The 24,998-nt window shown below is 56.8% G+C and carries 26 protein-coding genes; 16 read left to right on the top strand and 10 right to left on the bottom strand.

What is annotated here, in order from left to right; genetic code table 11:
• The first annotated feature begins 226 nt into the window (after nt 1–226).
• Nucleotides 227–1,894, top strand: a complete 1,668-nt coding sequence (locus ACEWL3_RS08400; RefSeq protein ID WP_386181317.1) for a SulP family inorganic anion transporter — start codon at nt 227–229, stop codon at nt 1,892–1,894.
• 115 nt (nt 1,895–2,009) lie between these two features.
• Here the strand turns inward: ACEWL3_RS08400 and ACEWL3_RS08395 are convergent, their stop codons facing one another.
• Together ACEWL3_RS08395 and ACEWL3_RS08390 are read right to left on the bottom strand one after the other, a co-directional pair.
• On the bottom strand, nt 2,010–2,456 hold the full coding sequence (locus ACEWL3_RS08395; RefSeq protein ID WP_386181320.1) for a group III truncated hemoglobin: 447 nt from the start codon (nt 2,454–2,456) through the stop codon (nt 2,010–2,012).
• Complete coding sequence (locus tag ACEWL3_RS08390; RefSeq protein ID WP_386181322.1) at nt 2,453–2,608, bottom strand: hypothetical protein; 156 nt, start codon at nt 2,606–2,608, stop codon at nt 2,453–2,455. The genes ACEWL3_RS08395 and ACEWL3_RS08390 overlap by 4 nt, the downstream gene beginning before the upstream one ends.
• A 79-nt stretch (nt 2,609–2,687) precedes the next feature.
• Between ACEWL3_RS08390 and ACEWL3_RS08385 the strand changes: the two genes are divergently transcribed.
• Nucleotides 2,688–3,116 carry an RrF2 family transcriptional regulator gene (locus ACEWL3_RS08385; protein WP_386181325.1) on the top strand — a complete coding sequence of 143 codons (429 nt, stop codon included), beginning with the start codon at nt 2,688–2,690 and terminating at the stop codon, nt 3,114–3,116.
• A gap of 48 nt (nt 3,117–3,164) precedes the next feature.
• Here ACEWL3_RS08385 and ACEWL3_RS08380 read toward each other — a convergent pair whose 3' ends face one another.
• Nucleotides 3,165–3,770, bottom strand: a complete 606-nt coding sequence (locus ACEWL3_RS08380) for a flavin reductase family protein (protein WP_386181328.1) — start codon at nt 3,768–3,770, stop codon at nt 3,165–3,167.
• 74 nt (nt 3,771–3,844) lie between these two features.
• Between ACEWL3_RS08380 and ACEWL3_RS08375 the strand changes: the two genes are divergently transcribed.
• Both ACEWL3_RS08375 and ACEWL3_RS08370 read left to right on the top strand, forming a co-directional pair.
• Complete coding sequence (locus ACEWL3_RS08375; RefSeq protein WP_386181411.1) at nt 3,845–4,369, top strand: GNAT family N-acetyltransferase; 525 nt, start codon at nt 3,845–3,847, stop codon at nt 4,367–4,369.
• Nucleotides 4,370–4,412: 43 nt separating this feature from the next.
• Nucleotides 4,413–5,180 (top strand): EcsC family protein, encoded by a 768-nt coding sequence (locus ACEWL3_RS08370; protein WP_386181331.1) that lies wholly within the window; start codon nt 4,413–4,415, stop codon nt 5,178–5,180.
• A gap of 6 nt (nt 5,181–5,186) precedes the next feature.
• Here the strand turns inward: ACEWL3_RS08370 and modC are convergent, their stop codons facing one another.
• Genes modC through modA form a run of 3 tightly spaced genes read right to left on the bottom strand, consistent with a single transcriptional unit; the run spans nt 5,187 to nt 7,686 of the window.
• Nucleotides 5,187–6,275, bottom strand: a complete 1,089-nt coding sequence (modC, locus tag ACEWL3_RS08365; RefSeq protein ID WP_386181334.1) for a molybdenum ABC transporter ATP-binding protein — start codon at nt 6,273–6,275, stop codon at nt 5,187–5,189.
• On the bottom strand, nt 6,272–6,961 hold the full coding sequence (modB, locus tag ACEWL3_RS08360) for a molybdate ABC transporter permease subunit (protein WP_386181337.1): 690 nt from the start codon (nt 6,959–6,961) through the stop codon (nt 6,272–6,274). The genes modC and modB overlap by 4 nt, the downstream gene beginning before the upstream one ends.
• Nucleotides 6,958–7,686: a molybdate ABC transporter substrate-binding protein gene (gene modA, locus ACEWL3_RS08355; protein WP_386181340.1), complete on the bottom strand. Its 729-nt coding sequence runs from the start codon at nt 7,684–7,686 to the stop codon at nt 6,958–6,960. The genes modB and modA overlap by 4 nt, the downstream gene beginning before the upstream one ends.
• Before the next feature lie 109 nt (nt 7,687–7,795).
• Between modA and ACEWL3_RS08350 the strand changes: the two genes are divergently transcribed.
• From ACEWL3_RS08350 to ptsP, 5 genes are all read left to right on the top strand, one after another.
• Nucleotides 7,796–8,290 carry an NUDIX hydrolase gene (locus ACEWL3_RS08350; RefSeq protein WP_435000727.1) on the top strand — a complete coding sequence of 165 codons (495 nt, stop codon included), beginning with the start codon at nt 7,796–7,798 and terminating at the stop codon, nt 8,288–8,290.
• A gap of 60 nt (nt 8,291–8,350) precedes the next feature.
• On the top strand, nt 8,351–8,803 hold the full coding sequence (locus tag ACEWL3_RS08345) for a DUF1178 family protein (protein ID WP_386181414.1): 453 nt from the start codon (nt 8,351–8,353) through the stop codon (nt 8,801–8,803).
• A 19-nt stretch (nt 8,804–8,822) separates the two neighbouring features.
• A complete protein-coding gene (locus tag ACEWL3_RS08340) occupies nt 8,823–9,467 on the top strand; it encodes an SDR family oxidoreductase (protein WP_386181346.1) in 645 nt (214 codons plus the stop codon).
• Between the two features lie 170 nt (nt 9,468–9,637).
• A complete protein-coding gene (locus tag ACEWL3_RS08335; RefSeq protein WP_386181349.1) occupies nt 9,638–10,876 on the top strand; it encodes an aspartate kinase in 1,239 nt (412 codons plus the stop codon).
• A gap of 101 nt (nt 10,877–10,977) precedes the next feature.
• Nucleotides 10,978–13,227, top strand: coding sequence for a phosphoenolpyruvate--protein phosphotransferase (gene ptsP / locus ACEWL3_RS08330; protein ID WP_386181352.1), 2,250 nt, complete (start codon nt 10,978–10,980; stop codon nt 13,225–13,227).
• A gap of 9 nt (nt 13,228–13,236) precedes the next feature.
• Here the strand turns inward: ptsP and ACEWL3_RS08325 are convergent, their stop codons facing one another.
• Together ACEWL3_RS08325 and ACEWL3_RS08320 are read right to left on the bottom strand one after the other, a co-directional pair.
• On the bottom strand, nt 13,237–13,878 hold the full coding sequence (locus ACEWL3_RS08325) for a GntR family transcriptional regulator (protein WP_386181355.1): 642 nt from the start codon (nt 13,876–13,878) through the stop codon (nt 13,237–13,239).
• A 4-nt stretch (nt 13,879–13,882) separates the two neighbouring features.
• Nucleotides 13,883–15,232 carry a formimidoylglutamate deiminase gene (locus ACEWL3_RS08320; RefSeq protein ID WP_386181358.1) on the bottom strand — a complete coding sequence of 450 codons (1,350 nt, stop codon included), beginning with the start codon at nt 15,230–15,232 and terminating at the stop codon, nt 13,883–13,885.
• An 82-nt stretch (nt 15,233–15,314) separates the two neighbouring features.
• Between ACEWL3_RS08320 and hutI the strand changes: the two genes are divergently transcribed.
• The 6 genes from hutI (at nt 15,315) to ACEWL3_RS08290 (ending at nt 22,809) form a co-directional block, all read left to right on the top strand.
• Nucleotides 15,315–16,505 (top strand): imidazolonepropionase, encoded by a 1,191-nt coding sequence (hutI, locus tag ACEWL3_RS08315; protein ID WP_386181361.1) that lies wholly within the window; start codon nt 15,315–15,317, stop codon nt 16,503–16,505.
• On the top strand, nt 16,502–18,007 hold the full coding sequence (gene hutH / locus ACEWL3_RS08310) for a histidine ammonia-lyase (protein ID WP_386181364.1): 1,506 nt from the start codon (nt 16,502–16,504) through the stop codon (nt 18,005–18,007). The genes hutI and hutH overlap by 4 nt, the downstream gene beginning before the upstream one ends.
• Entirely contained in the window at nt 18,004–18,798 is a 795-nt protein-coding gene (hutG, locus tag ACEWL3_RS08305; RefSeq protein WP_386181367.1) for an N-formylglutamate deformylase, read from the top strand. The genes hutH and hutG overlap by 4 nt, the downstream gene beginning before the upstream one ends.
• A complete protein-coding gene (gene hutU, locus ACEWL3_RS08300) occupies nt 18,795–20,477 on the top strand; it encodes a urocanate hydratase (RefSeq protein WP_386181370.1) in 1,683 nt (560 codons plus the stop codon). The genes hutG and hutU overlap by 4 nt, the downstream gene beginning before the upstream one ends.
• 4 nt (nt 20,478–20,481) lie before the next feature.
• The gene (locus ACEWL3_RS08295; protein WP_386181373.1) at nt 20,482–21,519 is read left to right on the top strand and encodes an aromatic ring-hydroxylating dioxygenase subunit alpha; all 1,038 of its coding nucleotides are present in this window, start codon (nt 20,482–20,484) and stop codon (nt 21,517–21,519) included.
• A 549-nt stretch (nt 21,520–22,068) separates the two neighbouring features.
• On the top strand, nt 22,069–22,809 hold the full coding sequence (locus tag ACEWL3_RS08290; protein ID WP_386181376.1) for a transglutaminase-like cysteine peptidase: 741 nt from the start codon (nt 22,069–22,071) through the stop codon (nt 22,807–22,809).
• A 212-nt stretch (nt 22,810–23,021) separates the two neighbouring features.
• On the opposite strand, the gene ACEWL3_RS08285 is transcribed toward ACEWL3_RS08290, so the two are convergent.
• Together ACEWL3_RS08285 and ACEWL3_RS08280 are read right to left on the bottom strand one after the other, a co-directional pair.
• Nucleotides 23,022–23,519: a hypothetical protein gene (locus ACEWL3_RS08285; protein ID WP_386181379.1), complete on the bottom strand. Its 498-nt coding sequence runs from the start codon at nt 23,517–23,519 to the stop codon at nt 23,022–23,024.
• Between the two features lie 698 nt (nt 23,520–24,217).
• On the bottom strand, nt 24,218–24,631 hold the full coding sequence (locus ACEWL3_RS08280) for a hypothetical protein (protein WP_386181382.1): 414 nt from the start codon (nt 24,629–24,631) through the stop codon (nt 24,218–24,220).
• Between the two features lie 163 nt (nt 24,632–24,794).
• Between ACEWL3_RS08280 and ACEWL3_RS08275 the strand changes: the two genes are divergently transcribed.
• Nucleotides 24,795–24,998 (top strand): transposase (locus tag ACEWL3_RS08275; protein WP_386181417.1); only part of this gene is annotated, 204 nt, incomplete at its 3' end.

Genomic DNA, 24,998 nt, shown 5'->3' with positions numbered 1-24,998 from the left:
CCTCGCCACCTTAGAAAGGGAAAATTTGATGGTCGCGTTTGGCGGGGCGCGGATAAGGTAGCGCAGGGCGTCAGCACAAAGAGAAACAGCGGATTTTGCGGGCTGCGTGCGTGGGCTTGCGCCGAAGGGTTTTAATCCCCACCGTTCTGGTCTAGTCAGCGCTAACAAAATCGCCCGCTTCCATATGGGCCATTTACTGACGAAATTCCGACAAAGGATACCCCTCATGCCGCGCGCTACGCTGCACAGCTTTACCAAGAACCTCAATGTGACCGACCTGCGCTGGATGCCGGAGGATGGGTTCAGCATTGGTCGTTTGCGGATCGAATTGCTATCAGGGCTGACGGTGGCGCTGGCGCTGGTGCCCGAAGCAGTTGCATTTGCTTTTGTCGCAGGTGTCAATCCGCTGGTTGGGCTTTATGCGGCGTTTTTGGTGGGCCTCATCACGGCATTGATCGGCGGGCGGCCCGGTATGATATCGGGGGCAACTGGTGCCTTGGCCGTGGTGATGGTGGCCCTTGTTGCACAACACGGTGTCGAATACCTTTTTGCCACAGTAGTGCTGATGGGTCTGATCCAGATATTTGCAGGCGTGATGCAATGGGGCAAGTTTATCCGGCTGGTTCCTCATCCGGTTATGCTTGGGTTTGTGAACGGCCTCGCCATTGTAATTTTCCTCGCGCAGATGAGCCAATTCAAGGTGCCCGGCACTATGGTCGACACCGGGCATGGCATGTCGGGGGGGGAATGGCTCTCTGGCCCGCCGCTCTATCTCATGCTGGCGCTGGTGGCGGCAACGATGGCGATCATCTGGATCATGCCGCGTATCACCCGGTTCATCCCGGCACCCTTGGCAGGCATCGGAATTGTAGCGGCGGTGGTGATCTTTACCGGCATGGATGTGCCACGGGTAGGCGATCTGGCGTCAATCAGCGGTGGCTTTCCAGCATTCCACATCCCCTTTGGTGAAGGGGTGGGGATCTATGGCACTGCGCTTGCGCCCTTCACGCTCGAAACTCTTTGGATCGTGCTGCCTTTCGCCGTGATCCTTGCCGCAATTGGCCTGATTGAATCGCTGCTGACGCTGAACCTTGTTGGTGACATGACCAATGCCCGTGGCGGAGCATCGCAGGAATGCATTGCGCAGGGCGTCGCAAACACCGTCACCGGTTTCTTCGGTGGCATGGGCGGCTGTGCGATGATTGGTCAGTCAATGATCAACGTCAAATCCGGCGGTCGCACCCGTGTGGCAGGCATTGCGGCGGCAGTGTTCTTACTGCTCTTTATCCTCGTTGGATCATCGGTGATCGAGCTTATTCCATTGGCGGCATTGGTGGGCGTGATGTTCATGGTGGTGATTGGCACCTTTGCATGGAACAGTTTGACCATCTTGCGCAAAGTGCCTTTGATGGATGCGTTTGTGATCCTGCTGGTCACAGTTGTAACCGTATACAAGGATTTGGCTGTCGCTGTCGTGGTCGGCGTAATCGTGTCTGCGCTGGCCTATGCGTGGAACAATGCGCGCCGCATCCACGCCACCACACGGGAATCGCAACGTGAAAAGGGGGCCAAGGTATACGAGATCCACGGGCCGCTGTTCTTTGGCTCATCCGATGGGTTTTCAGAGCTTTTTACCATCGACGCGGACCCCGATGTGGTGATCGTTGATTTTGCCGACAGCCGGGTGGTGGATCAATCCGCCTTGCAGGCGATTGAGGCGATCGCGGGCAAGTATGAAGAGGCCGGCAAACGTATTCAACTGCGCCATCTGAGCCGCGATTGCCACCGTTTGCTGACCAAGGCGGGTCACCTTATGGTCGATAGTGACGATGACCCGGATTACGAACTGGCCGTGGACTATGATGTGCGCACAGGGGTTCTGGGCGGGCATTAATACGCGCCTCATGGGCTTGCGCTAACGCCAGTCGCGGTGGGACGTCGGACTGCGTTGGTTGCGGTTAAGGTCGTGGTGCCAAACCTGATCGGGCAGGGTGCCCGTGACAGCAATTTTATTCCGTCTCGCCTGTTTGAAGAGGGTCCTTTTTGGCCCAGTTTCCACCCAGAAAAGGCATGGGCGGCTGATCGTTTTCGTGAGGCAAACCATAACTCAGACCGCGTCCGATCCGGTGGGCCAGCGCGGACCAGGATTTTGCCAGCGGGGGCGGCAACTCTTGCATCAGCACCGTGTCGAACAAAGACAGCCAAATGGGGAAATGCGCGGGCTTGACGTTTCCAGCAGCCATATGAACCTGCATCGGATTGCCATCATAACACCGTTGCAAAAGCAAAGCGTTGCGCCAGAACTGACCAATCTTTTCCTCATGCGGGGACCAGTCTTTCACATGGGCGGCAAAGATCGGCCCAAGTGCGGGATGGGCGCGAACGCGGGCATAGAACTGCGAAACCACCCGGTCAATCTGTTCCTCTGTGACAGGGATGCGCGGCGGCATATTCATACTACGATGACCCAGACAAAGATTAGGCTGATTACCAGATAGACCAGAGTATTGATTAACCAGCGGATCAGGCCGGCGTCCGCCTTTGGATCCAGACCCAGACGCTCGCAGACTTTTGTTCCGGGCCAGAGAATAGCATCAGAGAGGGTCATGGTTCGGTCCTTAATTGGTATTTGAGATGCGGATTATCTAGTTCTTTTAAATGCGTATTGCAAATGCTAAATATTCACCATGCAATTGGACAAATTCACAGATTACGCCCTGCGCGTTTTGATGATGTTGGCGGTTCGCGCACCGGCGCGGGTTGCGACATCACACATTGCGGCAACTTATAAGTTGTCAGAAAACCACCTGTCCAAAGTCGCGACCCAGCTTGCCCGTGAGGGGTTTGTCGTTTCCGAGCGTGGGCGCAACGGGGGGCTGACGCTGGCGCGTCCGGCATCCCAGATCAGCATCGGTGCCGTAGTCCGTGCCATGAAACGTGACACCCCGGTGGTGGAATGTTTTGGGACAGATCAATCCTGCCTGATACTGCCAGCCTGCGGACTGCGCGCACCTTTGGTGCAGGCTCAGGAGGCATTTTATGCCGCGCTGGACCCTTATTCCCTTGCGGATGTGGCGGGCGCGCGAAAGCCGCTTGATGATCTGCTCAGCTCGTGACGGACATTGCGAAAAAATAGCACCGTTGCGCCACACCACCTTTAGCCGTCAATCATCCGGTCTGACCATCTCAAAGACATCGCGCACCGCCGTATAGTCGCGGTACCCCATCCGCGACAGGGGCGTGAACCGGGTCACGTCAAACCGCCCGTTCACCACACAATCATCGCGCAGGTGGACGCCCACGACCTCGCCAAACACAACAAAATTGCTGTCGCCTTCAATTTTGATGATCTGCGTCATGCGGCATTCCAGTGAAGCCGGTGCGCCGGCAACACGGGCGCAATCAATCTGCTCACATGCCGCTTTTTCCACACCGGCGCTGGCAAACTCGTCCTCGCCGCGGGGGAGGCTGGCCGAGGTCACATTCATTGCTTCGCGCGCCGCATATTCCACCACATTCACACAAAACACGCCAGTTTCGCGGATATTTGCCACGTTGTCCTTGGTGTCGCCTGCGTCTGGTTTTCTTCCTGTTGACGCGAACATGACCTGCGGCGGCGTATAGGCGACCCCGTTGAAAAACGAATAGGGTGACAGGTTATCTCGCCCCTGCGCATCGCGCGTTGAGATCCATCCGATGGGACGCGGCGTGATGATGGCATTAAACGGGTTATGCGGCAGGCCGTGGCCATCAGAGGGACGGTAAAACATTGACTGTGATCTCCTATCTCGTTTGCCCCATGGCTAACGGCATGTTAGGGGCATTGCCACCGCAAACCCGCCATATGCGCCATAACAACCTGAGGCCCGGAACAGATGCCTTGTACCACCTGACCCCCGAAACCCCCGCAGATCACTGGGAAGTTGAGGCGCTCTATGACACCTGCTTTGCGCCGGGGCGCGAGGCATTGTCGTCGTACAGACTGCGGGACGACGTGCCGCCCGTTCAAGGGCTTAGCCATGTTGCGCGTGATGATGCGGGTATTCTGGCAGGGGCCATCCGGTATTGGCCGGTGCGGATCGGATCCGATACGGCGTTGCTGCTTGGGCCAGTTGCCGTGCACCCGACGAGGCAGGGCGAAGGGATAGGCCGCGCCCTGATCGAGCAGAGCCTTGATCGCGCACCCCCGATGGTCTGGGCGCGGGTATTGCTGGTGGGCGACGCACCGTATTACAGCCGCTTTGGATTTGAGCTTTTGAAGGACGTGATCATGCCGCCCCCCACGAACCCCGAGAGGGTTTTGGGTCGGGCGCTGATCCCCGGCGCATGGGATGGCGTAGCCGGAGAGGTACGGCGGTGGGCGGATTGAAAATGCCCATCTGGACCCCACATTAAGAAAAAGAGGGCCAAAAATGCAGATCGAAAGCAATCTTCCTGCCACAATCGATGTCGATGTACGACTGACCGAAATCGCCAAACGCTATGAACAGGCGGGGGGTGTTGGGATCAACGTATTGAACCTGATCGGTGGCGGTGCGGACAACCTGATTGAACGGTTGCCCGGTCCCGTGCGGCGCAACCTTGAGGCGGCAACCGTCAAAGCGTTGAACCATGCGATGAAGGCTGCCCACTCAAGCCGCAGCTATGTGCCGGATCAAAAAAGCTGGCTTAATCAGGCTGCGAGTGCCGCGATGGGCGCGGCGGGTGGTGCGGGTGGATTGCCCACGGCATTGGCAGAATTGCCGGTCACAACGACGCTCTTGCTGCGCGTTATTCAAGGGGTCGCTGTCGAACATGGCTTCGACCCCGATGCCGAAAACGTACAATTTGACTGTGTGCAGGTGTTTTCGGCGGCTGGGCCTTTGTCGGGCGATAACGGTGCCGATCTGGGATTTTTGTCCGCGCGTATGGCCCTTTCGGGACGCGCGATGCAGGCGGTGATTGCCAAGGTTGCCCCGCGTCTCGCGGTTGTGCTGGGTCAAAAGCTTGCTGCACAAGCGGTGCCCGTCTTGGGGGCCGTTGCAGGGGCCGCGACGAATTACGCGTATACCAGCTATTATGAGGATATGGCGCATGTGCATTTTGGCCTGCGCCGTCTGGCAATTGATGGCGATGTGCCGCCCGACGAACTGCTCAACCGATTGCGGGAAAAAATGGGCCGCGCCCCGGTGGTGGGCTAAGCTGCATTATCGTCCGATGCTGCCCGGTGCCACCGTCGTCGCCTTGAGAATTGCATAGCAGCGCATGCCTTTGTGCAGTCGCAGATCACGGATTGCGCGACCTGTCACCCGCGCCAGCAACCGATCCTCTCCGGCCCGAAGCGCAATCGCGGCCCCCGGTCCGTCACCGGGATGAATGTCCTCTACGACGACAGGTAGGACATTGACGGATGACAATCCATCTGGGCGATCAAGTGACAAAATAACGTCTTGCGCCAGCACGCGCAGGCGCACCCGCGCGCCGACCTCTGCCTGTACCCCGGGGAGTTCAAGCTTGCCTGCGCTGATCGACAGGGTCGAAATGCCGTCGTCTGCATGGCTTTCGATATCCGCCTCAAGCACAGCACCCGCTTCACGCACCCCCAAAAGAGGCACGGCAGCAAGATCCGCCATGACCTCAAAAAGCGGGCCATGTGTGCGAACCTGACCGTCCTGGATCAACACCAATGTGTCGGCAAGCCGTGCGACTTCGTCCACGGCGTGGCTGACATAGAGAATGGGCAACCCAAGAGGGCCATCGCGCAGACGTTCCAGATAGGGAATGATTTCAAGCTTGCGCGGACCATCAAGGTTCGCCAGTGGCTCGTCCATCAGCAACATACGCGGACGGCTGAGCAACGCGCGGCCCAAGGCGACACGCTGCTTTTCACCGCCAGAAAGGGTGTTTGGGGCGCGGTTCAAATGGGTTTCCAACCCCAGAAGCATCACCACTTCTTTCAGGTCAGCACCTTTGCTGTCTGCCGCGGCATAACGGGCACCAAAGGTAAGATTTCGCTCAACGCTGAGATGCGGAAAAAGCCGGGCGTCCTGAAAGACATATCCCAGATGACGCTGCGCAGGTGGCACAAACACTTGGCTGCTCGCATCAAACAGCGTTGAGCCATCCAAATGGACATACCCCGCATCAGGCCGCAAAAGCCCTGCAACGGCGTTGATCACGGTGGTTTTTCCAGCGCCCGACCGGCCAAAAAGAGCGGTGATGCCCGGCCCGGCCTCAAACGCCACATCCAGTGCGAATTCACCAAACCGGTGCCGGATTTGTACATCCAACGTCATGTGCCCGCGATCTTTGCCGCCACGCGCCGGGCCAATGCCTCGGACAACACCACAGCCCCGATTGCCACGACACAGGCCAGCAGCACCATCATCACCACCTGACCTTCGGCACCGGGAATTTGCAGCGCGGTCCAAATGGCGCTGGGCAATGTCTGGGTCTGGCCGGGTATGTTGGCGACAAAGGTGATCGTTGCCCCGAATTCTCCCATTGCTTTGGCAAATCCCATTACCGCACCTGCAAGGATCCCCGGCGCAATCAGTGGCAGGGTGACACGCACAAATACGGCACTGTGTGGCGCGCCCAACGTTGCTGCGGCCTCTTCCAGCTTGGGGTCCACCGCCTCAATCGCGAGGCGCATGGCCCGCACCATCAAGGGAAACCCCATTACAATTGCAGCCAAAACTGCACCCGTCCAGTGAAAGGCAAGCCGCAAGCCCACCGCTTCAAGCGCCTGTCCTAAGGGGGCGGTGCGGCCAAACAGGAGCAGCAGAACATAGCCAGTGACGACGGGGGGCAAAACCAGCGGCAAATGCACCAGAGCATTGAGCGCGGATTTGCCCCAGAATGTTTTACGCGCCAGTACCCATGCGACCCAAAGCGCAAGGGGAACCGCCAGAACTGTCGCCCAGCATGCGACCCATAGCGACAGGCGCAGCGCCTCCCAGGCGTCAGCATCGACGTTCATTCGGACACCGCGCCAAAACCATGCGCAACAAAGATCGCTTTTGATGCAGCCGTACCAAGATGATTCAGAAACAACTGGCCCTCCGGAGTCAGTGCCGCTGCGGGATAGACGATGGGGCTATGGGTGTGTGCCGGGATAGACGCCAAGACAACAACCGATCCGTTCGTCGCTACATCGCTGGCATAGACAACGCCAACAGGAGCCTGACCGCGCGCCACCAAGGCAAGGGCTGCGCGCACATTGTCGGTTTCCGCCAATCTGTCCACGATACCGTCCCATTGCCCGGTATTTTGCAACCACTCGCGTGCGTAAATGCCAGCAGGCACCGCATCACGTTGTCCCATCGCCAAACGGCCGTTTGGCCCCAACAACGCCAGAACGTCTGACCCGGAGGCCGTCGTGCCAACCGGGCCGATCAGCACAAGTTCGTTGGTCGCAACCGTGTGCCGCGATACAGGCCACAGCTTTGCGTTTTTCTCAAGCCAGTCCATCCAATCGGCATGTGCCAAAATCACTGTATCCGCTGGTGCACCCGCAGCAATCTGCCGTGCCATGGTGCCAGACCCTCCATAGGACAAATACACCGGTCCATCATAGGTTTCACTGACCTCATCCAGCGCATCGCGCAGGCTGGCAGCGGCAAATACTGTGACAGGTGCGGGTTCTGCCCAAAGGCAAGTGGTCATCGCCGAAAACGCGAGCAGGAGTTGGGTAAGAAATCTCATCTCGGGCAGTATCCGTTAAGGTTTGGGCCGCTACAAGAGTAATGCACGGGTTGGAGCGATGATCTGGCGTTCGCAAGACAGACGCAGTATGGTTATATGAACAAGGGCAATGACCCCCAAGAGCAGACGGCAGATGATCAAACAATTACCAATTTCGTTGCATGGGGCCCGAAAAGGCGATGTGCGCACCCAATTCGCGGCACTGTGTTACCGTGTCAAACGCGATGAAGTTCAGATATTGCTGGTCACGTCGCGTGGCTCCAAACGTTGGATCGTCCCAAAAGGCTGGCCGATGGAAGGCAAAACACCGGCGGAATCCGCAAGGCAAGAAGCATGGGAAGAGGCGGGCGTGACGGGCCAGCCGGATGGCAACTGTCTGGGCGTCTATTCCTATGCCAAGGATGTAGGCAGCATGGATGATCTGCCCTGCCTTGCCATGTTGTACCCGATTGCCGTCAAATCACTGGCAAAAAAGTACCCTGAATGCGGCGAACGCCGTCGCCGCTGGGTGTCTCGAAAACGTGCAGCCAAATTGGTGTCAGAGCGCGAACTGGCCCGTCTGATCCTCGATTTTGATCCCAGACCAGCCAAACCGATAGCTTGACCTAAACCCAAATACACCCCATTTCAGGAGTATGCACATGAAATGGAGAGTGCCACGCCAATGATCCACTATGCGCTCAAATGTGATCAGGGCCATGATTTTGACAGCTGGTTTCAATCCGCCGCTGCCTTTGATGCCTTGGCACATGCGGGGCATTTGGCATGTAGCGTATGCGGGTCAGCCGAGGTCAAAAAAGCCATCATGGCACCGCGCGTGGTGGCAAAGTCTGCGGCGGACAGTCCCGATGAGACCGCCCCGGAGGCCCCTGTGCCACTGCTTAAAGCACCGCAAGGTGATATTGAACTGGCGGTTGCTGAGCTGCGCAAGAAAGTCGAAGAAACGTCAGACTATGTCGGCACTGATTTTACGCGCCAAGCCCGGGCAATGCATTTGGGCGATGTCCCTGAGCGCGCGATCTATGGAGAGGCACGGCCTGATCAGGCCCGCAGTCTGATTGAAGACGGCGTTCCCCTGTTGCCATTGCCGTTCCGACCCCGACAAAAGCTGAGCTGACGGATTTAAAGGAATTGATATGACGATCCTGATCACGGGTGCCTCTCGCGGCATCGGGGCGGGCCTTGCTGCCCATTATGCGTCTGTTGGCGAAGAGGTGATTGGCACGGGGCGATCCGCGTCAGCACTGCTTCAATTGGATGTGACCCGCCCGGCCAGCCATGCTGCGATGGCCAGAAAGCTGGGTGACCGCGCCATTGATCTGCTGGTCTGCAATGCGGGGGTCTATCTGGATAAAGGCAATGATCTGGAAACCGGGTTTGGCGCAGATCTGTGGGCGCAGAGTTTTGCCACCAATGTCACCGGCGTGTTTCTGAGCATTCAGGCACTGCTGCCGCATTTGCGGCGGGCAAAAAATGCCAGGATCGCCATCATATCATCGCAAATGGGGTCTTCGAGACATGCGCCGGGAGGCAGCTATATCTACCGCGCCTCCAAGGCGGCGGCGTTGAACCTGGGGCGCAACCTTGCCAGTGATCTTAAGCCGGAAGGGATAGCGGTCGGCATTTATCATCCCGGCTGGGTACAAACCGACATGGGCGGTACATCTGCGGCGATCACCATTGACGAGGCGGTGCGCGGATTGGTCGTTCGATTTGCGGCGCTGAACATTGAGACCACGGGCTGTTTTGAAACTTGGGATGGCCGGGCACATGATTTCTAAATGAGGGGCGGTTGAGCAGAATGAGGCGGGCAAACCCGCCGCATGGTTTAATTCAATTGTGTCCCCCAATTGGTTTTTTCGGTATTTGAAAAAGGGTGAATGGGAAGGCTGGCCTTGCCCTTGGGGAGCCTTGCGCGTAAACCGCGCCGGAGTTGGTATCTGAGGGACCTATGCCTGTTCTGGTGATGAAATTTGGTGGCACGTCGGTGGCCACATTGGACCGCATCCGGCGCGCGGCAAAACGCGTGGGCGTTGAGGTGTCAAAAGGATACGATGTGATTGTCATTGTGTCAGCCATGTCGGGCAAGACCAATGAACTGGTCGGGTGGGTAAATGAGACCTCGCCGATGTATGACGCACGCGAATATGACGCGGTCGTGTCCAGTGGCGAGAATGTCACCGCAGGGTTGATGGCGCTCACGTTGCAGGAAATGGATATACCGGCGCGCTCATGGCAAGGCTGGCAGGTGCCGGTTCAGACCACCTCGGCACATTCGGCGGCGCGCATCGAAGACATCCCTCCGCAAAATATCCGGGCCAAGTTTGCCGAAGGCATGAAAGTAGCCGTGGTTGCGGGTTTTCAGGGGGTCAGCCCGGAGGGCCGGATCACCACATTGGGGCGCGGAGGGTCAGATACAACTGCCGTGGCTTTTGCCGCTGCCTTTGAGGCCGACCGTTGCGACATCTATACGGACGTGGATGGGGTTTATACCACCGATCCGCGGGTCGAATCCAAGGCGCGCAAGCTGGACAGGATCGCTTTTGAAGAGATGCTGGAACTGGCGTCGTTGGGGGCCAAAGTCTTGCAGACACGCTCGGTCGAGCTGGCGATGCGGTACAAGGTCAAGCTGCGGGTGCTGAGCAGTTTTGAAGAACAATCGGACGATGCCGGCACGCTCGTCTGTGATGAGGAGGAAATCGTGGAAAGCAATGTCGTCGCAGGGGTCGCGTTTAGCCGCGATGAAGCCAAAATGACGCTGGTGTCGGTTGCTGACCGTCCTGGCATTGCCGCCAGCATTTTTACCAGCCTCAGTGATGGCGGCGTGAACGTCGATATGATCGTGCAGAACATCGCCGAAGAAGGCCGCACCGATATGACCTGGTCCTGCCCTGTGGATCAGGTGCTGCGTGCCGAAAAAGCGATGGAAAAGGCCAAGTCGGACGGGGTGATCAACTATCACGAGCTGATTGCGGATACTGACGTTGCCAAAGTCAGCGTTGTCGGCATCGGCATGCGCAGTCACACAGGTGTTGCCGCCAAGATGTTCAAAGTGCTTTCGGATGAGGGGATCAACATCAAAGTGATCACAACGTCAGAGATCAAGATCAGTGTGCTCATTGACCGCAAGTACATGGAATTGGCCGTTCAGGCGTTGCATGATGCCTTTGAACTGGACAAAGCGGTATAATTTGCCATCCAATCGCGGGCCTGATGCGTTTCCCGTTTCGCTTGTGGCGCGTCTGTGGTCTAAGCTGACCTTGACGTTCATACGGGGGAGCGCGCGCGGACATGGCTGAGCGTTTTGAAACTGAAAGCCGCAAATTGCTGGGCCGTCTGCGTGATGCAATGGCCAGTGACGAAGCAGGTCAGGCACGTCTGGACAAGATCACCCATCTGATCGCGACCTCAATGGGGTGCGAGGTCTGCTCGATTTATCTGTTTCGCGATGAAGACACGCTGGAATTATGCGCGACAGAAGGTTTGAACAAAGCTTCTGTCCACCAGACGCGCATGAAATTGGGCGAAGGGCTGGTGGGCCGGGTGGCCAAACGCAAGGCGGTTATCAACACCCCGGATGCGCCTCAGGCACCGGGTTTCCGCTTTATGCCTGAGACCGGTGAAGAGATTTATTCAAGTTTCTTGGGTGTTCCTGTTCAGCGGATTGGGGCCGTATTGGGCGTGCTCGTGGTGCAGTCGAGAACCGCACGAGAATTTTCGGCCGATGAGGTCTATGCCCTCGAAGTGGTTGCTATGGTGCTTGCTGAAATGACCGAACTTGGCGCGTTTGTCGGTGACGGGGCCGCGATGTCGGCGCGCCATTCGCAACCCGTCTTGTTACGCGGCACGGTAGGACAAGAGGGGGTTGCGGAAGGCCATGTGTGGCTGCACGAGCCGCGTGTCGTCGTGTCCAACCCCATTGCAGATGATCCCGAGACCGAGGCGATCCGGCTTGAATCAGCTGTTGGTTTGCTGCGCATCAGTGTTGATCAGATGTTATCGATGGCAGGGGGTGACAAAGACCAGCAGCAGGTCATCGAAGCCTACCGGATGTTTGCAAATTCCAAAGGCTGGATGCGCCGGATGCTTGAGAGCATTTCAAGCGGATTGAGCGCCGAAGCCGCAGTTGAAAAGGAACAATCAACCGCCCGCGCACGTATGGGGCAGGTGCCGGATGCGTATTTGCGCGAACGGCTGAGCGATCTGGATGACCTGTCGAACCGGCTTTTGCGTATTCTGACCGGTCAGGGCAGTGATACCGGTGCAGAGATGCCCAAGAACCCCATCCTGGTGGCCCGCAATATTGGTCCGGCCGAATTGCTTGATTATGGCCGCAAACTGCGGGGAATTGTGCTTGAGGGTGGCTCGGTTGGGTCGCACGCCGCGATTGTTGCACGGGCACTTGCCATCCCTTTGCTGGTGCATGTCGGGCGGATCACTGACGATGCGCTCAATGGTGATCACATCATGCTTGATGGCGAACAGGGCATCGTGCACCTGCGCCCGGACGATTCCGTGGCTTCGGCCTTTCGCGACAAGATCGCCATGCAGGCCGCGGCACAGGAACGCTATGCCTCGATCCGTGACGAACCTGCACAGGCGAAATGCGGGTCGATTGTGCAGCTTCATATGAATGCGGGCCTGATGGCCGATCTGCCATCCCTTCAAAGCTCCGGTGCCGAAGGGGTTGGTTTGTTCCGCACAGAATTGCAGTTTCTGGTGCGCAATCAGATGCCCAAACGAACGGAGCTGGCAGCCCTTTATGCGCGGGTACTGGATGCGGCGCAGGGCAAACGCGTGGTGTTTCGGACGCTCGACATAGGGTCGGACAAAGTGCTGCCCTATATGAAACCCAATGATGAGCCGAACCCGGCTTTGGGTTGGCGGGCCATTCGCGTGGGCCTTGATAAACCGGGCATCATGCGTATGCAGCTGCAAGCCTTGATCAGGGCGGCAAATGGGCGGCCGTTGACGGTGATGTTCCCCTTTGTGGCCCAATTTGAAGAATACCGCGATGCGCGTGCGGAGATGGACAAGACAATGGCCCGCGAGGAACGCCTGGGCCATATCCTGCCTTCTAAGATTGAGGTTGGGGCGATGCTGGAGACCCCCAGCCTTGCATTTGCGCCCAGAAAATTCTTTGAAGAAGTTGAATTTCTGTCCGTTGGTGGCAACGATTTGAAACAGTTTTTCTTTGCCGCGGACCGTGAAAACGAACGCGTACGGCGGCGCTATGACACGCTTAATGTCAGCTACCTCAGCTTTCTTGAAGGCATCGTTGAGCGGTGCCGCGACACGGGCACATCACTGTCGTTCTGTGGAGAGGACGCGGGCCGCCCGGTTGAAGCCCTGTGTTTTGCGGCAATCGGATTTCGCGTCCTATCCATGCGCCCGGCGTCCATTGGCCCTGTGAAAAGCCTGTTGCGGCGCTGCAACCTGGATGATGTGCGTCGCGTAATACACGATGCACGCGATCGGGGTGAGATGTCCGTAAGGGCGGATGTGATGGAGTATGTGCGGGCGCAATCGGTGGCACAGTGACACAGGGTTTCAGATATTAAGCCGCACTGCGCGTCCCGGTGCATAGGCCATGCGCAGCCTCGTGATCAGACCCACTTCGCTGAACGTCTCGCGCCTCAGGATCATCAGGGGCGTGGCAGGGGCGCAGCCCAGGTGCTGCACTTCGAAATCGCTTGCCGCTTCGGCCAGATACTCCATCGTGCCCCTGTCAAAAGGGGCATTTTGCACCAGCCATTCATTGGCGCTCAGCACCGCAAAATCAGCGTCTTTGGCGGCGGGCAGGGTGGTCAGGTTGATCTCTCGGTCCTCGACGGCATAGGGCATTGCGTCTGCCAGATGCAGCGTCTGGATCGACAGGTATGCATTATCGACCTTTCGGGACAGCACGCGGTGGCTATAGATTTTGCCCAAGGCCTCGACCTCTTGGCGGATCACCGGTACGGACATCTGTGCGCGCCGTTGGGGGGACAGGGTTACGCGGGTGCCTGCACGACGGCGGCGCTCCAGCCAGCCGTCTTCGGCCAGCGCGCGCAGGGCACGGTTCACAGTGGCCCGTGCGCAACCCAACTCGATTGCCAGCTCTGCTTCATTCGGGATCAATCCGCCCGGCGGCCATGCGCGGCTTTGAATGCGGCGCAGTGCTTCGGCCTGAACGTCCTGCCAACCTAGCATCGGGTCACATCACATCGCGCAGGCGCATCATCGCGGCACGATATTTCTCGGTTATCTCAGGGCGCGCAATGTGCTGCCCATGCTTTACTACATGGCGTCCGGCAGCCCAGACATCGCTGACTTTGGCGTCTGTCCCCGCAAAAATCCAGGTGTCTAGAATGCTGTCACATTGCCGCCCGATAAAATCTGTTGCGTCGCCGTTCAATGCCATGAGGTCGGCCCATTGTCCCACCTTGATTTCACCACTTTCGCGCTCTGCCGCCTGTGCACCACCCTGACATGCCCCGTCATAAAGAGCCCGGCCGGTAGATTTGTTCGCAGTGGCCATAACGGCCCGATTATGCGTCATCAACCGTTGGGAATATTCCAACGTTCGCAACTCTTCTTTCAGTGAAATCAAGATGTTACTGTCAGAACCGATGCCCCATTTTCCCGCTGCTTCGCCCCAGATCACGCCGTTGAAAATGCCATCCCCCAGCGAGTTCTCAGTGATTGGACAAAGTCCCGCGACCGCCCCGGTTTGCGCCAGACTGCGCGTTTCCTTGTCGGACATTTGGGTGCAATGGATCAGGCACCAGCGGGCATCGATATCCAAATTCTCCAGCGCCCAAGTGACAGGTCGTGCGCCATAGGCCGCCTCAACCTCATCGACCTCTGCTATCTGTTCGGCCAAATGCATGTGGATTGGCCCCTGAAAAGCCTGAAGATGCTTTAATGCGTCCGGCGTCACAGCACGTAAAGAATGCGGGGCAACGCCCAAACGCGCGTCCGCTGGCATGTTGCCAATCAGGTGCCCGGCGGCCTGCATCACGGTCATATAGCTGTCTATGTCGTTGCCAAACCTGATCTGGCCTGCCCCCAATGCGCGCCCATCAACCCCGCCCTGTTGATACAGAACCGGCAACAAGGTCAGGCCAATACCGGTCTGATCCGCTGCCGCACAGATGCGCGCAGACATTTCGGCCGGGTCGTCGTAGGCCGCGCCGCCGGGTTGGTGATGCAAATAATGGAATTCGACCGATGCCGCATAGCCCGCTTCGAGCATTTCCATTTGAACCTGTGCGGTGATCGCCAGCACATCCTCGGGCGTCAATTGATCCAGAAATCGAAACATGAGTTGTCGCCAACTCCAAAAACTGTCTGTCTTGTCTGCCCCGCGGCGTTCGGTCAGCCCCGCCATCGCGCGTTGAAAGGCATGGCTGTGCAGGTTGGTGGGGGCCGGCAGCAGAATGTCGACACTCAGATCCGCAGCTTCGCCCGTGAGCGACATAATCCGGCCATCCGACAAGGTCAAAGTGACGTCATCTGCCCAGCCATCCGGGAGCAGCACGTGTTTGGCATGTAATGTGGTCATGGATTCCTCTTGACGTAATGGCAGGGATTCTGAATATGTATAGACATAATCAGAATCTACCGACCAAATAAAGGAAAAATTGATGCCGCAGATCCTGAGCAATGCGACGCTGGCCACGATGGTCGGGGCAGATTACGGTTTGATCGCACAGGGTTCAGTGGTGATGGATCAAGGTCAAATCATCTGGGCGGGGGCCGACATGCCCGCGCAATATGCCGATATGCCTGTTGATGACATGCAGGGTCGCTTGATCACCCCGGCACTGATTGATTGTCACACCCATCTGGTCTACGGCGGCAATCGCGCGCGTGAATTTGAAATGCGCTTGCAAGGGGCAAGCTATGCCGACGTGGCGCGCGCGGGGGGTGGCATTGTGGCGACCGTGACTGCCACAAGGCAGGCGGATGAACAGGCGTTGATTGCCAGCGCCTTGCCCCGATTGGACGCGCTCATGGCTGAAGGGGTGACCACGGTTGAGGTGAAATCTGGCTATGGGCTGGACCTTGAAACAGAGCTGCGGATGCTGCGTGCCGCACGCGCACTCGCCAGACTGCGCCCGGTTCGCATCGTGACCAGCTTTCTCGGCGCGCACGCGGTGCCGAAGGGGTTTGAGGGCAATGCGGATGATTACATCGATGCCATTTGCATCCCAACAATGCACGCCGCACATGCAGAAGGACTGGTTGATGCAGTCGATGGGTTTTGTGAAGGCATTGCGTTTGATATCAAACAGATAGAGCGTATATTTGAAGCATCACATGAACTTAATTTACCCGTCAAACTGCATGCCGAGCAGCTTTCCAATACGGGCGGTACACAGCTTGCTGCGCGCCATGGTGCACTGTCTGTTGATCATGTTGAATATGCAGATGAACAAGACGCGCGCGCTCTGGCCAAGGCTGGAACCGTCGCGGTTCTTCTGCCCGGCGCTTACTATACGCTGCACGAGACCCAAGCGCCGCCGGTGGATGCATTCCGTGCGGCAGGTGTGGATATGGCGCTGGCCACAGACTGCAATCCCGGCTCATCGCCGATGGCTTCTGTGCTCTTGGCGATGAACATGGGCTGCACCTTGTTTCGTCTGACCCCCGAAGAGGCGTTGCGTGGGGTCACCCAACATGCAGCCAAGGCGCTGGGATTGAAAGATTGCGGACAAATCGCCGCGGGCCTGCGTGCGGATTTATGCGTCTGGGATGTAGCTCACCCGGCTGAACTGGCTTATCGCATTGGGTTTAACCCCCTGCACAAACGTTATTTTGGAGGGCTGTCATGATCTTGACACCGGGGGCCGTGCACCTTGATGCACTTGAGAAAATCTGGCGCGGCAGCGATCCCATTGAATTGGACCGTGCTGCAAAACCCGCTGTTGAAAAAGCCGCTGCACTTGTGGCCCGTGCGTCCGCAGGTACAGATGCCGTCTATGGTGTGAACACCGGATTTGGCAAACTGGCGAGCCGCAAGATCGCACCGCAAGACACCGAAACCCTGCAACGCAACCTGATTTTGTCGCACTGTTGCGGCGTCGGGGATGCGCTGTCGGGGCCGCTGACGCGGCTGATGATGGTGCTCAAGCTCATGTCGCTGGGGCGCGGCGCGTCTGGCGTGCGGTGGGAAATATGTGCGCTGATCCAAGACATGTTGAACGCAGATTGCTTGCCGGTGATCCCGGCGCAGGGGTCTGTGGGCGCGTCCGGTGATCTGGCACCGTTGGCCCATATGGCAGCTGCAATGATCGGGGCTGGCCGGGCGGTTTATGGCGGCGCAGAAATGGACGGCGCTGCGGCATTGGCCAAGGCCGGTCTGACGCCAGTGGTATTGGGTCCAAAAGAGGGGCTTGCGCTGATCAACGGGACGCAGTTTTCGACCGCAAACGCGCTGGCTGGGTTTTTTGAAGCGCAAAACGCTGTCGAAAATTCGATGGTTATTGCGGCGCTGAGCACAGATGCAATCATGGGGTCCACCGCGCCGCTGGTGGCCGACATCCATGCCTTTCGCGGGCATGCAGGTCAGATCGACGTGGCGGCCGAGATGCGTGCGCTGATGGACGGGTCGCAGATACGCGAAAGCCACATGGAGGGCGACACGCGTGTGCAGGATCCCTATTGCATCCGCTGTCAGCCACAGGTCGTGGGGGCCGCGTGGGATGTGATCCGGCAAGCAGGCCGCACATTGGAGATTGAAGCAAACGCCGTGACGGACAACCCGCTGGTCCTGGTGGACGAGGGGCTGATCGTTTCAGGGGGCAACTTTCACGCAGAACCGGTTGGATTTGCCGCAGATATGATTGGCCTTGCGATTGCAGAGATTGGTGCGATCGGCCAGCGTCGCGTGGCATTGATGGTGGATCCAACGTTGAGCCACGATTTACCACCATTTCTGACACCTGATCCGGGTCTGAATTCGGGCTTCATGATTGCCGAGGTGACAACCGCCGCGCTGATGAGCGAAAACAAGCATCTGGCGAACCCTTGCGTGACCGACAGCACACCCACCTCCGCCAATCAGGAAGATCATGTCAGCATGGCGGCACATGGGGCGTTTCGCCTTGCCCGGATGAATCGCAATCTGGCGGTCATTCAAGCCGTCGAGGCGATGTGCGCGGCCCAGGGCATCGAGACGCGCGCGCCCCTGACGACATCACCGCGACTGCAAGCGGTGATTGATCGGTTGCGCAAGGAAATCGCCACATTGGGCGAAGATCGCTATCTCGCGCCGGATATCGAGCGTGCGACGCTGCTGGTGAGGTCCGGCGCATTGGTGGAGGCGGCACAATGATCGAAGTCGTGCAGGGCGGCGGCCCAATTGTTCTGGGCCTGCCGCATACCGGCACCGATGTGCCGGAGGATATCTGGGAAAAGCTCAACGAAACGGGTCGCGCGCTTGCCGATACGGACTGGCATATCGACCGTCTTTACAACGGCCTGGGTCACGATGTTACGACCGTGCGCACGCCGATCCATCGCTATGTCATCGACGTCAATCGGGGCCCGGATGATGCAAGTCTTTATCCCGGCCAGAATACCACGGGCCTATGCCCGCTCACCGATTTTGACGGAGAAGCGATTTACTCCGAGGGTCAGGAGCCTGACGCAGCCGAAGTTGCACGGCGCAAAGAGGTCTTTCACACCCCATATCACACTGCCTTATCCACAGAACTGGCGCGCGTGAAGGCGAAACACGGGATGGCGATCCTGTATGATTGCCACTCAATTCGGTCAGTTATCCCCTATTTGTTTGACGATACCCTACCAGATTTCAACATTGGTACGAATGCGTCCACAAGTTGTTCACTTTCGGTGGAAAGATCCGTGACTACCCGGTGCAGGGCCGCACAGGCCTATTCTTCCGTCTTGAATGGCCGGTTCAAGGGCGGATGGACAACGCGCCACTACGGTCAACCCACTGAAAATATTCACGCAATTCAGATGGAGCTGGCACAATCCACCTATATGGATGAAAGCCCCCCCTGGCGATGGCGCAGTGACAAAGCTGAGCGGCTCAGACCGATTTTATACAAGATTCTCAATGACCTGACCGACCTCGTTCATGAAAGGCAAATCCGATGACCAATCCCCGCCACAACACCCGCGACATCTTTCCCGCGACCGGTAACAAGCTCGTTGCGAAAAGTTGGATGACCGAAGCCCCAATGCGGATGCTGATGAACAATCTGCACCCGGATGTCGCTGAAAACCCTCACGAATTGGTGGTTTATGGCGGCATTGGCCGTGCTGCGCGCACGTGGAAGGATTTCGACCAGATTGTCGCCGCTCTGACCGATCTGGAGGGCGATGAGACGCTGTTGGTGCAGTCAGGTAAGCCTGTGGGCGTGTTCAAAACCCATGAAAATGCACCTAGGGTTTTGATTGCAAATAGCAATCTGGTGCCGCACTGGGCCAATTGGGATCACTTTAACGAACTCGATAAACGCGGGCTTGCGATGTACGGCCAGATGACTGCGGGATCATGGATTTACATTGGAACTCAAGGCATTGTGCAGGGAACTTATGAGACTTTTGTCGAGGCTGGGCGGCAGCATTACGATGGCGATTTGACCGGGAAATGGATCCTGACCGGGGGTCTTGGCGGCATGGGCGGCGCACAGCCTTTGGCGGCCGTCATGGCCGGTGCCTGTTGTCTGGCGGTGGAATGTAATCCTGATTCAATCGACTTTCGGCTGCGGACGAAATACCTTGATGAAAAGGCCGAGACGCTGGATGAAGCACTTGCGATGATCGAAAAATGGACTGCGGCGGGCGAGGCTAAATCGGTTGGCTTGCTGGGCAACGCCGCGGATATTTTTCCTGAATTGGCGGAACGCATGGGAAATGGCGGCATCCGCCCCGACATGGTCACAGACCAGACATCGGCCCATGATCCGTTGAACGGTTACCTGCCCCAAGGCTGGACGATGGGCCAGTGGCGCGCCAAGCGTGAGAGCGATCCCAAAGCGGTGGAAAAGGCGGCCCGCGCTTCGATGAAAACCCACGTCGCTGCAATGGTCGAGTTTTGGAACGCAGGTGTGCCGACGTTGGATTATGGCAACAACATCCGACAGGTGGCATTGGATGAGGGTCTCGAAAACGCTTTCGCGTTCCCCGGATTTGTACCGGCCTATATCCGTCCGCTCTTTTGCCGGGGCATTGGGCCGTTCCGCTGGGCTGCACTGTCTGGCGACCCAGAGGATATTTACAAGACCGACCAAAAGGTCAAAGAATTGATCCCCGATGACACGCATCTGCACAAATGGCTCGATATGGCGCGCGAAAGGATCAGTTTTCAGGGGCTGCCCGCGCGGATTTGCTGGGTCGGTCTGGGCCTGCGCGACAAACTGGGGCTGGCCTTTAACGAAATGGTCCGCACCGGCGAACTTAGCGCGCCCATCGTTATTGGTCGGGACCATCTGGATTCCGGTTCCGTGGCCAGCCCGAACCGCGAAACCGAAGCCATGCAAGACGGCAGCGATGCGGTCAGCGACTGGCCGCTGCTGAATGCACTGTTGAACACCGCGTCGGGGGCCACTTGGGTCTCGCTGCACCATGGTGGCGGGGTTGGCATGGGGTTCAGCCAGCATTCGGGCATGGTGATCTGTTGTGATGGGACCGAAGAAGCCGACAAACGGATCGCACGGGTGCTGTGGAATGATCCGGCAACCGGCGTGATGCGGCACGCGGACGCGGGGTACGATATCGCTCTTGATTGTGCGCGTGAAAACGGGCTGAATTTGCCGGGTATTCTGGGGTAGTTGCATGTTTCTGAACAATGCGTGGTATGTGGCGGCGTGGGATCACGAAATTGGCCGTGACCTGACACAAATCACCGTTTTGGGCCGAAACGTCTGCATCTTCCGCACCCAAGGCGGCGATATTGTTGCCCTTGATGACGCCTGTCCGCACCGCAAGCTGCCGCTCAGCATGGGTCGGATCAAGGGTGACACCGTCGAATGCGGTTATCATGGGCTGACGTTTGATTGCGTTGGCCAATGTGTCTGGGCACCCGGCGGACGGATCCCGTCAGAAGCGCGTGTGCATGCCTATCCCACCCATGAGAAATACGGGCTGGTCTGGATATGGATGGGCAATCCGGTGCTGGCTGATCCAGAGGAAATCTTTGAGATCGCCAACTGGGGTGATCCGACCTGGGGCATCAATCGCGGTGAAGCGATGGAGCTGGACTGCAACTATCTGCTGATGTGTGACAACCTGTTGGACCCAACCCATGTGGCTTGGGTCCATGGCAGCAGCTTTGGTCAGGCAGCAACCAAAGACACGCCGCTGCGGGTGAAAAAGACCGATCAGGGCGTCATCGTGCATCGGTGGATGCTGGATGTGGAACCGGCCCCGTTTTATAAGAAGGTCATTGCGTTCAAGGGCAATTGCGACCGCTTGCAGCATTACGAGGTGCGCTATCCCAGTCATGCATTGATCCGCGCTGTGTTCACCCCGGCGGGTACCGGCGGGCCGGATGGGCCGCTGGATGCCAATACCTTTATCATGGACAGCTATAATTTCATGACACCGACCACGGCCGGAAAAACCCGCTATTATTGGTTCCAGCTGCGCAATATTCGGCCCAATGACGCAGCACTCAGCCAGATGATGAGCGAAGATGTGCAACACGCATTTGAAGAGGACCGCGCGGTGTTGAATGCCGTGCAAAAAGGCATGAGCACCAAGACCAGCCCGCACATCGACCTGCCAATCGACGGTGGCCAATTGCGGTTTCGACGCCAACTGGAGGCGATGATCGCCGAAGAAGCTGCCGTCGATGCGGCGATGGCCAGGTGAACGGCACTGTCGCGCGGTAAAAACTTGGTCAGATTTCGGGCCGGTTCAAAGGTTCTTTACTTTCCAGGTCCCCGATCGAGATCTGATTGAGATCAGAAAAATCCTGCCGCGTTTTGCAGACAAAGATCGCCAGAATCCTATGATTTCTTTAACGGAATCAGTCTAACTTGGTCCCTTGCCGCTCATCTTGGGGAACCTAAATTTTGAGTGTCTGATGATCAGGAGGCAAGTTTCCGCCAACGCGGGTGCCATCAATTGCGCAAATTCAAGCCGCAACCTATGATTTTTATAATAAAAATGTGACGCCGAGGGATCTCGGTGCGGGTATGGTAAATGGGGTTCAGGAATTTCTTGGTAAAGCAGCGTCTTGGCCGTGCCAGGCGCATGGTCCTTGCATCGTCAGGGCCTTTTTCATGATTTTCCAAACCATAGATTAACGAGTGGACGGTTACAGCATAAAGCCTCTTGGGCTCCACACTATCGACACATCTTGGCCTAAGTTCCATGGGAATTTCAGAACGTAATCTGAAACGAGACAGAGGAAGACAAATGATCGGCGATGTCTGCAAAACCCACGGCCATCAAAGTCTTTGGCCGTTCGGCCGCCTTGCGCGCCAGACGTCGAACTCTGTCAGCCCAGAAAAGTCCGGTGCATTTTCGTCATTGATCCGTGGGCTCAAAAAGAGTGTTGCACGGGTAATTTTCGGTTTGGCTTCTTCGATTTGCCTCATCAGTTTTTCACCTGCTTATGCGGCCGGAAGCAACAGCCCGTTTCTTGTCCCGCAAAGTTCAATTTCTGCACCGGCCGGATTTTCGGGCCTGTGTTCAAAGTACAGCTGGGTCTGTGCCTCTACTGGCCAAGCGCGGATGAGCGACGGGGCATTGCTTCGTTTGGCCAAGGACGTCAACGACAAGGTAAACCGGCAAACCCCTACGATCGAAGACCGCGTGCAATACGGACGAGACGAACACTGGGCTTTACCGACTGCGCGTGGCGGTGATTGCGAGGACTTTGTCCTGCTCAAGAAGAAAACCCTGATCGAGCACGGCGTACCCTCATCAAACCTATTGATCGCGACAGTTCTCGATCGTCGCCTGCAAAGCCATGCAGTACTGGTCTTGCGCACGTCGAAGGGCGATTTGGTACTGGACAATCTGAACAAGCAAATCCGTCCGTGGAAGAAAACTGGCTACACTTTTCTGAAGTTGCAAAACCCCGCATCCCTTGGAAGGTGGCATGCAGTGCTGGCAGGCGGGGTCATCAATGAGAGCCCCACGGCGTCAAAGTAGCTGCCTGACGATTTTGCGTCGATTTGTAATTCAAAAGGAGGAAGCCATAGGTGGCTCCCTCCTATTTTCTTGGCATCTGTCAAAGACGCGGTCCGGAATGTATCTCAATCCACACAGGCCATCGTTCCTGACTTGAGAAAGCGCTGTGACTTAGCAGTTGGATTGACAATCATGGCCTCCGAACAAGGGTAAGGTGTCAGGTATTGCAGCGGTTAGTCGCGATCGTCCCGTTCTTCGCCCCCGCGCTCTTTACCACCGTGCTTCTTTTGACCATGTTCTTTACCGTCGCGCTCCTTTTCACCGCGCTCTTCACCGTCACGCTCTTTTTCATCACGTTCTTCGCCGCCTTCGTCGCCACCGCCTTCATTGTTGTCGCCACCGCCGTTGTTGCCACCGCCGCCGCTATTGTTGCCGCCGCCATCGTCACCTTTCGGTCCGGCGTCATCATTCCGAATTGATGCTGTGTCGGTTGATGCTGTGGGGGCGTCGGTCAATGCCAAAGCAGCTTCAGGGCAGGCCACGAACATACGCTTCAAAATGTCTGCGAAATCAGGCCGCGATTTAACGCGCTGAATAAAACCGGCAGGAAGCTGATCAAGCTCACACATATTGTGCCGCTGTTGCGCCTGAGAGGCGTTCGGTGCGCTGCTGGTGAAGGCGACCAAACTTGCAATAGCGACTGTTGTTTTGAAAAATACTGAGTATTTCATGAATAGTTACTCCTTAAACTGTTTACTAAAAACCGTTCTTAGATTTGGAACAACAACTCCAAACACTGCGAGCGAGGGTGAACCATTGTATTTTAAAGTCAAGAAACGAGCTCAATTGCGCCTCATTTTTGACACAATGCCGATTTGGTAGCGCCATTTATTCCGTATTGAGTATGATCAAACTGATACCGGCAATTCAAAGTAGAGTGCCCAACTTAAGTTAAACTTTGAGTTGGTAAGCTCATTTTCAGCAGACGAATCAGCAATCAGTACTCTTAAGGTCTGCAAATATATTGTGACCCTAAGCTTTGCTATCGTTCGTTCAACATGGCTTGGAACTCGGCGGCACAGCCGGAATTCACTCGGCGTATCAGCCTTCTTACAGCAACCCGAAGATAGGCATAAGGCTCTGTAATAAATATGAATATTACTGATTTGTGCCAACCATTGCGCAACAGACAACAGCGCATTTCTTCAGTTTTTTCTCCGTCTGATCAAAGGTCTTTTCGGATCACTGCTGTAATACAGCGACCCTCTTGATGTCTGAAACTAATCCGCCGCAACGGTCAGCCTTGGGCAGCACTGCACCATCGATCGCTTGCGATATCCAAACCGCCTGAAAGGGATGGTCGTTAGATTGTATTTGGTTAGTCAACAAATTGTTTCTAACAAATTCGTCGACATAATTTTGCCACAAGTTAATCTTTACCGTGAAGCAACGTGACCGCATGGAAATCCCCTGTTTCAAAAATCATGGTGGCCTTCACGTGCGCGCGTTGCCTCACGAGACACAAAGGAGCCAAGATAGGGCGGCCAATGGGTCCAAACTGTCTAGGTTCCAGGCGCATCGTAACCTCCCCAATTTGAGGCATCGCACCGCCGCGAACCAGATGTGAAGCAGCACTCAATGTGGCAAACTGCCACTTGATCTTTTCCTGACCGCTGATAGGAAACCACCCGGCGATCGTTAACCAGCGGCGCACATGGTCGAAGAATTTAAGGATAATGAAGGCGCTCGAAACTACGAAACCCACGACAGGAGAAATGACGCCGTCTGACAGAGTATGGACACGGGTTGCCACGATGAACAGCTTGCCGCCAACAACGCTCAACCGCCCGCATTGTACAAAGATCGTTCGAAATGAGATCTGAGCCAAACCGGAGCGGCAAATGCGAACACGACAAAATCGTAACGATTAGATTTTGCCTTTGATCTGTGACCTTAAAACTACTCTACTTTTGAGTAGGATCCTTCCCAAGCATTGGAGATGGAATATTAAGAAGTCACGGTTCTCAGAAGAACAGATCATCGGGATGATTAAGGAGCAGGAGGGCGGCGTGCCAACGGCTGAGGTTTGCCGGAAGCACGGCATCAGCACAGCGTCGTTCTACAAGTACAAATTGGACCTGTCGCGCTTTCGTGCCGCCCCAAGTGCTCGTTTAAGCCACTTTCCGTTCGAAGGCGACCGGGCTTTGCCA

The sequence above is a fragment of the Sulfitobacter sediminivivens genome (genome assembly GCF_042611115.2).
In the GTDB taxonomy this organism is placed as follows: Bacteria; Pseudomonadota; Alphaproteobacteria; order Rhodobacterales; family Rhodobacteraceae; genus Sulfitobacter; species Sulfitobacter sediminivivens.
The sequence above is the reverse complement of the archived record's forward strand: the minus strand, read 5'-3'. Positions and strand labels throughout refer to the sequence as shown.